The organism is Natronosalvus amylolyticus (assembly GCF_024298845.1).
Classification (GTDB): Archaea; Halobacteriota; Halobacteria; order Halobacteriales; family Natrialbaceae; genus Natronosalvus; species Natronosalvus amylolyticus.
The window spans coordinates 397,474-409,774 of the sequence record NZ_CP101156.1; the positions used below are offsets into that span (position 1 = coordinate 397,474).

9 protein-coding genes are annotated in these 12,301 nt (G+C 60.5%); 5 read left to right on the forward strand and 4 right to left on the reverse strand.

Going from position 1 to position 12,301, the window contains the following annotated elements; all coding sequences use genetic code 11:
* Positions 1–12: 12 nt before the first annotated feature.
* The 4 genes from hutU to hutH are packed head-to-tail and all read left to right on the forward strand — an operon-like array spanning position 13 to position 5,700.
* Positions 13–1,755: a urocanate hydratase gene (gene hutU / locus NLK60_RS01950; protein WP_254809223.1), complete on the forward strand. Its 1,743-nt coding sequence runs from the start codon at positions 13–15 to the stop codon at positions 1,753–1,755.
* Positions 1,752–2,720, forward strand: a complete 969-nt coding sequence (hutG, locus tag NLK60_RS01955) for a formimidoylglutamase (RefSeq protein WP_254809224.1) — start codon at positions 1,752–1,754, stop codon at positions 2,718–2,720. Before hutU ends, hutG begins: the two co-directional genes overlap by 4 nt.
* The gene (gene hutI / locus NLK60_RS01960) at positions 2,717–4,027 is read left to right on the forward strand and encodes an imidazolonepropionase (protein WP_254809225.1); all 1,311 of its coding nucleotides are present in this window, start codon (positions 2,717–2,719) and stop codon (positions 4,025–4,027) included. Before hutG ends, hutI begins: the two co-directional genes overlap by 4 nt.
* Positions 4,024–5,700 (forward strand): histidine ammonia-lyase, encoded by a 1,677-nt coding sequence (gene hutH, locus NLK60_RS01965; RefSeq protein WP_254809226.1) that lies wholly within the window; start codon positions 4,024–4,026, stop codon positions 5,698–5,700. The genes hutI and hutH overlap by 4 nt, the downstream gene beginning before the upstream one ends.
* A gap of 194 nt (positions 5,701–5,894) precedes the next feature.
* On the opposite strand, the gene NLK60_RS01970 is transcribed toward hutH, so the two are convergent.
* The 3 genes from NLK60_RS01970 to NLK60_RS01980 all read right to left on the reverse strand — a co-directional run bounded on the left by NLK60_RS01970 (position 5,895) and on the right by NLK60_RS01980 (position 9,666).
* The gene (locus tag NLK60_RS01970) at positions 5,895–7,886 is read right to left on the reverse strand and encodes a bacterio-opsin activator domain-containing protein (RefSeq protein WP_254809227.1); all 1,992 of its coding nucleotides are present in this window, start codon (positions 7,884–7,886) and stop codon (positions 5,895–5,897) included.
* 681 nt (positions 7,887–8,567) lie between these two features.
* Complete coding sequence (locus tag NLK60_RS01975; RefSeq protein WP_254809228.1) at positions 8,568–8,819, reverse strand: MTH865 family protein; 252 nt, start codon at positions 8,817–8,819, stop codon at positions 8,568–8,570.
* A 163-nt stretch (positions 8,820–8,982) separates the two neighbouring features.
* A complete protein-coding gene (locus NLK60_RS01980) occupies positions 8,983–9,666 on the reverse strand; it encodes a hypothetical protein (RefSeq protein WP_254809229.1) in 684 nt (227 codons plus the stop codon).
* Positions 9,667–9,965: 299 nt separating this feature from the next.
* Here NLK60_RS01980 and NLK60_RS01985 point away from each other — a divergent pair, with 299 nt between their 5' ends.
* Complete coding sequence (locus tag NLK60_RS01985; protein ID WP_254809230.1) at positions 9,966–10,355, forward strand: ribbon-helix-helix domain-containing protein; 390 nt, start codon at positions 9,966–9,968, stop codon at positions 10,353–10,355.
* A 66-nt stretch (positions 10,356–10,421) separates the two neighbouring features.
* Here the strand turns inward: NLK60_RS01985 and NLK60_RS01990 are convergent, their stop codons facing one another.
* On the reverse strand, positions 10,422–12,185 hold the full coding sequence (locus NLK60_RS01990; protein WP_254809231.1) for a cobyric acid synthase: 1,764 nt from the start codon (positions 12,183–12,185) through the stop codon (positions 10,422–10,424).
* Between the last annotated feature and the right edge of the window lie 116 nt (positions 12,186–12,301).

Consider the following 12,301-nt stretch of genomic DNA (forward strand, 5'->3'; position numbering starts at 1 on the left):
GAATGCGTGACTATGTCCGATCAATCCGCTCGAGCGACCGACACAATCGGCGAACCGAGCGAGCAGTGGATCGAGTACCAAGGTGCGAACACGGGATCGAATCTCGAGTGTCGGGGCTGGCGACAGGAGGCGGCACTCCGAATGTTAAACAACAACCTCGACCCCGAGGTTGCCGAGGACCCGGAATCGCTCGTCGTCTACGGGGGGACCGGTCGCGCGGCGCGCTCGTGGGACGCCTACGATGGTATTTGTTCGCAACTACGAGATCTCGGCGACGAAGAAACCCTGCTGGTCCAGAGCGGGAAACCGGTTGGCCGATTCGAGACACACGAGCGCGCACCGCGTGTGCTCATCGCCAACTCGAACCTGGTTGGGCGCTGGGACGACTGGGAGCACTTCCACGAACTCGAGTCGAGGGGGCTAATTATGTACGGGCAGATGACCGCCGGTTCCTGGGCGTACATCGGAACCCAGGGCATCATCCAGGGAACCTACGAGACGCTGGCCGAACTCTCGCGCCAGCACTTCCCCGACAATCGCGGCCTCGAGGGAAAGATTGTCGTCACCGCCGGACTGGGTGGGATGGGCGGGGCACAACCACTGGCCGTCACGATGAATCACGGCGTCTGTATCGCTGCCGACGTCGACGAGCGACGGATCGAGCGTCGCCTCGAGACCGAGTACTGTCAGGAGCGCGCCCCGGACCTCGAGACGGCAATCGAGCGGGCAAGGGCGGCCGCCGAGTCTGGCGAGGCATACAGCGTCGCCGTCCACATGAACGCCGCCGATATGCTCGAGGCGATGGACGAACGAGGGTTCGTCCCGGACGTTATCACCGATCAGACCAGCGCACACGACGAGCTCGAGGGGTACTACCCGTCGGGGTACACCGTCGAGGAAGCCGAAGCGCTTCGAGAACGCGACCCCGAGGCGTACGTCGAAGCGAGCCTCGAGACGATGGAACGACACGTCGACGGTATTCTAGCGATGCAGAAGGCGGGAGCCATCGCGTTCGAATACGGAAACAACATTCGTGGCCAGGTGGCCGACCATCGCGACCACGAGCGAGCCTTCGATTTCCCGGGGTTCGTTCCGGCCTACATCAGGCCGTTGTTCTGTGCGGGCAAGGGGCCGTTCCGCTGGGTTGCCCTCTCTGGCGACCCCGCCGACATTCATCGAACCGACGACGCGGTTCGTGAACTGTTTCCCGAAAAAGACCACCTTCGCCGCTGGATCGACCTCGCACAGGAGCAAGTCGCCTTCCAGGGGCTTCCTTCTCGCGTCTGTTGGCTCGGCTTCAGTCGCGACGAGGACGGACTGACCGAACGAGCGCGTTTTGCCCTCCGAATCAACGACCTGGTTGCCGACGGCGAGATTTCAGCCCCCATCGTCGTCACGCGCGACCACCTCGACGCCGGGTCTGTCGCGAGTCCGAACCGGGAAACGGAAGCTATGCGCGACGGGTCGGATGCGGTCGCCGACTGGCCGATTCTCAACGCCCTGCTCAACACGGCCGCAGGAGCCGACATCGTCAGCGTCCACAACGGCGGTGGCGTCGGCATCGGCAACTCGCTGCACACGAACAACCACGTCGTGCTCGACGGGACGGACCTCGCCGCCGAGAAGGCCCGGCGCGTCTTTACGACCGATCCCGGCATGGGCGTGATTCGCCACGCCGACGCCGGCTACGACGAGGCCCTCGAGGAAGCACGAAACTCCGACGTCACGATTCCGATGGGAGGTGACTCCCGGTGACTGCGTTCGGACGGCCTCCGGCGTGGGAGTCCCTCTCGAGCGATCCGAACGACACCACCTTCGGCGATGTGATCGAAGCGACGTCCCTCGAGGCCACGACCGAGGACGCGGATTGCCCCGTCGGCGAGGCTATAGCTGCGTACGATGCCGTCCTCGTCGGCGAGCCTTACGATGGAGCCGTTATCGGCAGACAGGGTGCCAGCGAAGGGCCGCAAGCGATACGCGCGGCCCTGGCGGGCGTGAAAACCCATCACTTCGACCGTGGGCCGGTCGAGAACAGTTGGTCAATCGCCGATATCGGCGACATCGAAATACAGGAAGGGGGCGTTGCGACGGTACAATCTGCACTCGAGCGGGCGATTACGCCCCTGTACGAACACGGCGTTCGACCGGTCTTTTTGGGCGGGGATAATTCGCTCACGGTCCCCAACGTGGGCGCTGCCATCGAGGCCCTCCCCGGCAGCGTTGGGGTAATCAGCCTCGATGCTCACCTCGATTGTCGCGAACCCACCGACGGCCCCTCGAGCGGGACACCGTATTATCAGCTTCACGAACGCGGACTGGACGCCTTCACCGTCGTCGGTGCGAGGCACTTCGAGACCTCGAGCGCGTACGCGGGTTTCGTCGATGAACAGGGTGGAACTATCGTCACTGCCGACGCCGTTGGACGCGATTTCGACGCGGCCGTCACAAAAGCGCTCGATGCGGTCTCCGACGTCGACCACGTCTTTTGCAGCCTGGATATGGACGTCCTCGATGCGACGGCCGCTCCGGGCGTGAGCGCACCGACACCTGGCGGACTCACGACGCGAGAACTGTACGCGCTGCTCGGCCGACTCGGGGCCGAAGACAGACTCGTCGGCTTCGAGGTTGTCGAGTGTGCACCGCCGCTCGAGGACGGATCGATGACGAGCGACGCGGCTGCTCGAGCGATCGCCCACCTGCTTTCGGGGTGGTCACGATGAGTGCTGAGAACGGCGCCGGAACCGCGGGCCACAAAACTATCGTCTACAACGCGGGCGAACTCGCCGTCGGGCCGGAGGGGTCGGCGGGTAACGACGATCTCCGCGTGCTCACCGACGGCGCGCTCGTTGCGGTCGACGGCACCGTCGTCTCGGTCGGCTCGAGCGAGGAGATTACCCGATCGTATCCGCCTGAAAACGCGGATACCGTTATCGACGCCGATGGTGATGCGGTCGTCCCGGGGTTCGTCGACCCGCATACACATGCGGTGTTCGCCGGCGATCGCTCCGACGAGTTCGAGGCCAAACTCGAGGGAACCACCTACCAGGAACTGCTCGCAGACGGCGGGGGCATTTTGCGAACGGTTCGAGCGACCCGCGAGGCATCCCTCGAGGAACTCGTGGCGAACCTGCGTACGCATCTCGACGTGATGCTGGCCCACGGAACGACAACTGCCGAGGTGAAATCGGGCTACGGACTCGACACCGATACGGAGTGTCGGTTGCTCGAGGCCATCTCGATAGTCGACGACAGTCACCCGGTCGACCTCGTGGCGACGTTCCTCGGTGCCCACGCGGTGCCCCCCGAAACGGACGCGGATGCTTACGTCGAGCAGGTTATCGACGAACAGTTGCTGGCCGTCGCCAATCAGGGCATCGCCAGGTTCTGTGACGTGTTCTGTGAAGACGGCGTGTTCTCGGTTGAACAATCTCGCCGGGTCCTCGAAGCCGGACTCGAGTTCGGGTTGACGCCGAAGGTTCACGCCGAAGAACTCTCCCATCTCGGCGGGACGAAGCTGGCAGCCGATCTCGAGGCAGCCAGCGCGGACCACTTGTTGTACTCGAGCGAAGACGACATCGACGCCCTCGTCGCGGCCAACACCGTCCCCGTGTTATTGCCAGGGACGGCCTTCGGACTCGGGGAGTCGTATGCCGATGCACGCGGGATGCTCGAAGCAGGAGCACCGGTCGCTCTCGCCACCGATTTCAACCCGAACTGTTTTGGGCGAAGTATGACCTTCACCCAGACACTGGCGTGTGTCGGGATGGGAATGACCCCGGCGGAGGCACTGCTCGGGTCGACGACTAACGCGGCGATGGCACTCGATCTACCGGGTGAGACGGGCCGACTCGAGCCTGGGGCACCGGCTGATTTCCTCGTCGTCGACGGGCCCCGGTACGCGCACCTCGCGTACCAGTTGGACGGAAACCCTGTCAGGACGGTCTGTAAAGACGGTCGAGTCGTAGCCGAGGGTGGACGACGTGTCGACACCGACAGCGACCGATTCGAGGCGGAGGGGACACGATGACTGACGTGATCGAACTCGATGGAGAGTCGCTTACCCCTGAGGCCGTCGCGGCCGTCGCTCGTGATCACGCCAAAGTCCGGATAACAGACGAGGCCCGGGACCGTGTCCGCGCCTCGAGAGCCCGCGTCGAAGACGTCATCGAAAGCGGCGAGCCGGTGTATGGTCTCAATACCGGGTTTGGTGAACTCGTGGACGAACGAATTCCTGCCGACCGTATCGAACAGTTGCAGACGAACCTCATTCGCAGCCACGCGGCTGGAAGCGGGCGTGAACTGCGCGTCGAGGAAGTTCGTGCCATGATGGTCTGTCGGGTCAACGCACTGGTCAAAGGCTACTCGGGCGTCAGGCCCATAGTCGTCGATCACCTCGCCACGTTACTCAACTGTGGTGTCCATCCCGTCGTTCGCTCTCGAGGCAGTCTTGGGGCGAGTGGTGACCTCGCCCCACTTTCCCACATGGCGCTGGTCCTCCTCGGCGAAGGTGAGGCTATGTTGACCGATGGAGCCGGGCAAGCCGAAACCGACGACTCGAGGGACGGCGGATCACCTCCCGATGGCAGCGCCATGCGCGTCACTGGCGACGTCGCCCTCGAGGCTGTCGACCTCGAACCACTGTCGCTGGCCCCCAAGGAAGGGCTGGCGCTGATCAACGGGACCCAGCTGACGGTTGGCCTCGCCTCGCTGGTCGTCGTCGACGCCGAACGTCTCGTGCAGGCGGCGGATGCGACCGGCGCGCTGACGACCGAAGTCACACTTGGGACGACTGCGAGTTCCGATCTGGCAATTCAGGACGTCAGACCACACGCAGGCCAGGCGACGAGCGCTGCTACCGTTCGGGCGTTGACAGCAGATAGCCAGATTGTCGAATCACACCGAAACTGTGACCGTGTTCAGGATGCGTACTCGTTACGGTGTCTCCCGCAGGTCCACGGCGCCGTTCGTGACGCCATCGCCCATCTTCGAACGGGTGTCGAAATCGAGTTGAACAGTGCGACCGACAATCCGCTGGTGTTCCCTGCTGAAAGCGTCGATGACCGTGCCTCCGGCACCGACGTCGGTGCGGTCATCTCGGGTGGGAACTTCCACGGCCAACCGCTGGCACTCCGCCTCGAGTACGCCAGACTCGCACTTATCGACCTGGCGGCCATCGCCGAACGTCGAATCGACCGATTGCTCAACCCGAACCTCCAGGAGCCACATTTGCCCCCATTTCTCGCACCTGACAGTGGCGTCCAGTCCGGGTACATGATCGCCCAGTACACCGCGGCCGCGTTGCTCAACGAGTGTCGGTCTCTCGGCGCGGCCTCGAGTGACAACACTCCGGTGAGCGGTGGGCAAGAAGACCACGTCAGTATGAGCGCCCAATCTGCGCTAAACACCCGTCGAACGCTCGAGAACGCCCGACGGATCGTCGCCACCGAAGCCATCTGTGGCGCGCAGGCCGCCGAATATGTGGACGCGGCCATCGAAGCAGGATTCGTCGACGACACTGCGTTCGACGACTCCTCGCGGCCACACGGGCTCGGCGCGGGCACCGCTGTGCTTTACGAGCAGATCAGAGCGGTCGTGCCGCCGCTCGAGGACGACCGCGTGCTGACACCCGAACTCGAGGAAGTCGCCGAGTTAATTCGGGTCGGTGCAATCGAAGACGCGCTCGAATCAGTGCTCGAGTAAGGTGTCGAGGTGAGGTTGGCTCATAGGGAGTATCGTAGCCAGCCGGCGTTTTCGAAGGACGGCTGTCGACGCTGTGCCTCGATTCTTCGTCGGTACCGATGAACTCATACGATAATCTCTCTCAGTGTCCGAGTGGTTTTCCGGAGACGGGTAAACCGGTATTCGAGTAGGTTCGCGAAAAGATCGAACTGGTTTCAATCCGAGCCGTCTTCGTCGTCAAAGAAATCACGCAATACTTCCTGGAGCCCTTTCCGCAAATGCTGATGCATCGTGGGTGGTGCAATTCCCATCGACTCGGCAATCTCTTCACCAGTGGAGCCTCGTGGCCAGTTGAAATAGCCCCCGTAGTACGCCAGTCGTAACGCGGTGAGCTGTCGATCAGTCAACCGATCCCGGACGTGGTTTCGTCGATCCTGTGCCGTCGAGACCGACCGATCTTCATCGTGTTTCGAGATCAATTCCGTCCGTTCGTACACCCGAGTCACAGCTTCAACGATTTCTCGGACGTTGGTGTCTCGAGAGACCTCAACCGTTACGTGTCCGACGCCGTCTTCGACGACGATATCCCGAATCGTCGCCCCGTATCCGGTTAACGTTCCGACCGCGGACTCCGACAGCTGAATGCCTATCGTCGCCTTAGTGTCTCCATCTTTGATCAACCGACACGTTTCGACCGAGTGATGATTCTGAGCGGCTTCGTAAACGCAGTCGCCACTCAGGCCATCGACCGTGACGTACTGGTATCGTTCCCCGTTTGCCGTCGTGCCCGTCCACTCGAGGGTAACGGTACAGTTGTGCTCTTTCGACAGGTCGAACGAAAAGGAATTACCGCCCTCGATCCGAAACTCGAGAACCGTCACGGCGTCGGCGAACAGCAATCGGCGGTTTTTGATTCCGTTAATCGCAAACCCGATCGTTTCGCCGAGGAGTTTGAACGTTTCCGTTTCTCTCGACCCGAACGCATCGCCACGACGAGCGAGCACCGTCAATACGCCGTATACGGTATCGTCGTGTGCGAGCGGTACCGCGATTGCTGAGTGGATGTTTTCTTGCCGAGCGATACGCTGGAGTCGCTCGGGTATATCCGACTCTGTCTGCAGTTCGTTACTCGAGTAGATCTCGTTCTGTTCGAAGGCCTTCGTGATGGGGCGATCACCAGCGTGCTCGAGTGATCGGACCTCGTCGAGGTAGCTGTCCACCTCACCTCGGCCGAGCTGGTAGGTGATTTCACCGGCTCCGGTCGGGCGTGAAATCCAGGCCCCACAGTACAGCGGTGATTGGACCAGTTGTTCACAGACGGCCGCTTCGACGGCCGATTGCGTCGGCGCTTCCACCAGCGTGCGAATGATCCGACGAACGACGCTATTGATCTGGTTGAGCGACTCGAGGTGATCACGTCGCTGTCGAAGTGCCTGCTCTCGCTCGTGTCGTTCGGTGATGTCTCTGGCGAGCCAGATGACGACCGGCCGACCGTACGGACTGTTTTCGATTGGGACCACCCGTCCGTCGAACTGCCGACGGCCATCGGTTGTCTCGGCGTCGTACTCGATTGACTGAATCGTCCCAGTGTCGTGTGCAGCTTCGATAGCGCTATACAACCGGTCAGCAGTCGACTGGGGAAACGCCTCCCACAGCGTTCGACCAACGAACTCTTCCGATGAAACGGTGTACAGATCGGCAGCATTTGGCCGGATTTCGGTGTCCAGATACCGTCCGTCGGTGTCCAGGACGAACACCTCATCGGGCAACGTCGTCGTCAGTAACTCGGTGAGGTCGACGGAGGATACATTGGCACTGAGATCTTCGCTTTCTGTGTCTTCAGTCAGCATCTCCGCAAGCTGCTCGTTCAGATCGTCGATCTCACTCGATGGGACGTACTCGCTCGCGCCGTGTCTGAGTGCGACCGTTGCGAGGCTTTCACTCCCTTCTCGGCTTGGTGCTACGACCGTCGTTCCCGTCCAGTCGGTCGTTTCGATTCTCTGGAGGGCGGACCTGACCCAGTCTGGATCGCTCGAGAGAACGAGGGTGGCATCGGGCTGGGTTTCCTCGAGCGTGTCATCGAGCGATTCCAACGTAGTGAGGTGCCGAACGGTGTGTTCCCACCGGCTCTCGAGTGACTCGAGGGACGGCAGATGTGATTCATCGGATGCAACGACGAGCGTGGAACGTGGACTACCTGTCGACATTGTACTATGACGCGGCCTGTTGGGCGGTGGTCGTCAACTGTTCGTTTCGATAGGGGCCCGATGGCGTTCGTGCTGTAGAGCACGACTGATGTCTGTCGACTCCTTGGTACGGATGGACGGAGTGTGTATTATTCTTCCGGCCCCGGGTATCCTCTTCGAATCTGGTATAATGGAGTATTTCGATAGGCGACCCTTACCGCCTGACTCCACTGTACCGTTCTGTTTCCAATGGTTATCTATCAGGGCTATGGATAAACCAATCGGTACAACCAGTATGTTCTTTCACCGAGCCAGAACTATCACTGGGAATTATATCCCTCGAAAGAGACTGACATGCAGGGATGGGATGATTAAGACAGTCAAGACACTCCTCTTTCAGGGAGATGGAACGGGGATCGTTCACGAATGTAGACGGTGTGGAACGACAGTTGAGGCGCCGACGTGTTCCTGTCCGTCCTGCGACGTCGGGGATATCGTCAGCTACCACACTGAATAAGAAGCCAACACGTTTACTCGAGACTGGCCACATTTCCTCGCGTGGGCGCTCACACACTCGAGTCAGTCCTCGTGTGAGCCGTGTTCGACTCGAAGCAGTCACAGTGAGATGCATCTGCACAGACTGCTGTTGATAGGGATATTCTCCTCGACCGCCGATAAAATAGCGAAACCGCCGTTCGTACGCTAGATGTGACCCTGGTCTTTCAGTTCGTCGACGACGTCGTCGACGAACGCGTCGACGCTCTCGTACGGGAACTCGCCACCGGAGAGTTTGGTGTTGAGTTCCATTGCGGTCATCGAGAAGTCGCCCGACTCGAATTTCGTTCCGGGGCCGTTTGGCAACGCGGGAACGAGGTCCATTGGACTCGAGATCGGGTAGTCTGCGCCTTCGAACGCCTCGGTGAATTGCTCGCGGAGTTCAGCTTCGTCTGCCATAGCACTCCCCATGTTCACGCGGATAAATAATAAACCTGTTTACTACATTTGTTTGCCCAGTAGCACGAACACGCGGTGAGGAACAACCTGCTGGGAACAGGGAACCAGGCGATAGCTCCCTTTGAACGAGGTCTAACTCCCTCAGGTCCGGTCCCAGTGGCTGTTAGAGTCGTCGCATGAACTCGGGGAGGATACCTCGTTCGTCCCGCCCACCGCCAGCAGGCGTCGGTTCGACACCCGGTCGGTCAGCGTTCGAGTCGGTCTCGCCGGGTTCTACGAAGGCGTCTCCCGTTTCATTCGTGGGGCCCGCAGTCGAGTGATCGACCCCTTCCCCGCTCGAGTCGATAGGTTCTTGCCTGCTCTCGCCCCTGGATTCGGCCAGGTCTGCCTCCGCAACTGCTTCTTCGTACGCCTCCACTGATTCCGGCCCGAAGTAGTACGGTTCGACGGGATCGAAGTAGTCCATCAACTGCAGGTTGACAAAGCCGGCCACAACCAGCGCGACCGGGAAGATGATGTCGGGTAACAAGATGACGAGCATGATCGCTACTGGTGAGTAGACGAAGTACGCTGCGATCCGAAACCAGTTGCCGACGTAGGCATCGACGACGTAGGCATACACGCCGTAGGCACCGATTACGAGGCCGATATCAAGATACAATCCGACGGGCATCCAGACCCCTCCCGCGATGAGACTGTGCGTGTACAGGGCAAGCGCGCCGGTAAGAACGGTGGCTCGATTGACGTAGGTCTCATCGAGAGCCATGCCAAAAACGAGGAGCCCAATCTGTAACAGCGGTGCGGCGATCCACCACGGCAGCGATTCGAAGATGAGTCCCGGATACACGTCGGTTCCTTTGTAGATTGTCGTCGACGGAGACGACGGTTGGCTTACTCGAGGGCGATACGTTGAGAGGGTTCGTATCCGAACAGAAGCAGGACCAACCCTAAAACGTTCGTTCCGTTTCGAGACTCGATACGAGCCTCGAGTTTCGTGTACAGATTGGCGCCAATGGCCGCCGGCCACGTGTGTCTGGACTTTCTCGAGGTGTTTCGTGCTGGTGGTTTTGGCCGAAAACCGCTTATTTACCAATAATTAGATAGATTCCGCAACAATAATGCTATCGTAGCAGCCTGGTGGTATGTATGGCTAAAGATACCGTCAGGTATCCCGACGACGTCGTGGAAGCGATAGACGCCCTCGTCGACGACGGTATGTTCGAGAGTAAGTCCGAATTTTACCGATTCTCTGCCGAGTACGTCCTGACGCTCATCAATCCTGATCACGAAGTTGAGACGTTCAATTTCGACGAGATCAAATCGGAGCTCCATATCGAGGAGGTCAACCACGTCGAGGCACTGGGTACGGATGGCGGCACGTTCTTTCTCGACGCCATCATAACCGTCCGGAAACACGGCCTGAGAGGTAACTACGAGGATGCAGAGCGCTTCATCGACACGCATTACGAACCAACCGATCAGGAGTGCATCATCCTCGAGGAGCTACTGGGGACGTATCGCGACGGCGTTACCTGAGTAGGTTGTCACGAGGGTTCTGGCACTGATACGTACACGGTCTACAAAAAAGCAGGCCGAGGCGGTTCACCAGTCGACTCCGGTCCATTCCTGTCTCCCGGGGAGTCCCAGCGGCTCGAGATCCACGTGCGCCGCTACTAACTCGGCCGCTCGGTCGTAGGGAGTCACCGATTCGTCGTCAGCATCGATCACGTCTCCTTCATCACGTCCTCCGGTAGCACTCGGTGGGCATTCCGCCTGTCGACGGACACAGCGAACGAACGCACGACGCACGGCATCGGTTTCGAACAGTCCGTGCAGATAGGTGCCCAGCACGAGTCCGGACGCGACACTCGAGGGTTCGAGGGGCGACGTGAGTGTCTCGGGGGCGGTCTCGAGCGGCCGCGTTCGACCGGCATGAATCTCGTATCCCGTCACCGGTCCGGTCGCACCGGCCATCAATGGCGATGCAGATTCATCGACCTGGACGGTCGTTCTGCGCACTTGTTTCGCCTCATCGAACGTCGTTTCGATTGGAAGCACACCGAGTCCATCGAGGGAGGTCTGTCTCGAGGTTGCTGCCTCGAGCCCGGTGTTATGTAACCGTGTCCCAAGCATCTGGAACCCGCCACAGAGGCCGACGATTGGGCCATCGAACCGTGCGATGGCCTCACCGATACCCGATCGATGCAGCGCCTCCAGATCATCGACCGTGTTTTTCGTGCCCGGGAGCACGACCGCATCGGCGTTTCCGAGAGGGGATTCTGGCGTCGGTTCAGTCGTTGCCCCCTCGACCGGAATGAACGCGACACGAACGCCCGGTTCGCCCACGAGCGCCTCGATGTCAGTCGCGTTCGATAGGTGGGGGAGTCGCGGAACCGCGATGGTCACCGTGGAGTCGGCTGGCGCGTCGTCGATACCCCAGACCGCCCGCTCGTCCGTGGCCGGTAAACTGAGGCTATCTTCCTCGGGAAGTCCGGGGTCGTCGTACGGTATCACGCCCAGGACGGGAATCCCGGTTTTCTCCTGGAGTGCCTCGATACCGGACTCGAGAAGGGCTTTTTCGCCCCGGAATTTGGTGATGACCATCCCAACGACCCGCGCACGGATGTCATCGGGGACCAGCTCGAGCGTCCCATACAGGCTCGCGAAAGCACCCCCGCGCTCGATATCGACGAGCAGCAGGATGTCAGCATCGCCAAAACGCGCGGTTTCGATATTCGCCAGGTCACGATCATGGAGGTTGATCTCGGCGATACTCCCTGCCCCCTCTGCGATAACGAACTCGTTTTCGGCTGCCAGTCGCTGATATGACGTTTCGGCTGCGTCTCGAGCATCGTGCCAATGGCTTTCGTAGTACGATCCGGCACGCAGATGTTCGACAGCCTTGCCCTGGATAACGAGTTGACTCTCGCCGTTGCCGCGTGGTTTCAACAACACCGGATTGACGTCCGTCGTGGGGGTCGTTCTGGCTGCTCGAGCCTGTACGTACTGTGAGACGCCGATTTCACCCCACGGCGAGTCGCTCTTTTGGGACGAAGAGACAGTCACTCGACCATCCGTATCCGTCCAGTCATCCCCATTTTCTCGAGTGGTCGGGTCTGTACTTGCACTGGCACTCCAAGCACAGGAGTCGGCGCGAGTCTCAGCACAGGAGTCGGCGCGAGTCTCAGCACAGGAGTCGGCGCGAGTCTCAGCACAGGGGACGACGCGAGCGTTGTTGCTCATGTTCTGTGCCTTGTATGGGGTGACGGACACCCCGCGGTCGGCAAGTAGCCGGCACAATCCGGCGGCAACCGTCGACTTTCCAACGTGGCTTGCCGTCCCGGCGACGAGGATGGTCCTTGCCATCTGATTGATTCGACGAAGGGATTCGAGGGGTTTCGCTGTAACGGTACTCGATGCCCCGACGAATCGGTCGATTCCCGACGGTGTTCAGTGGTGTTCGAGTTCAGTTCGATGGACGA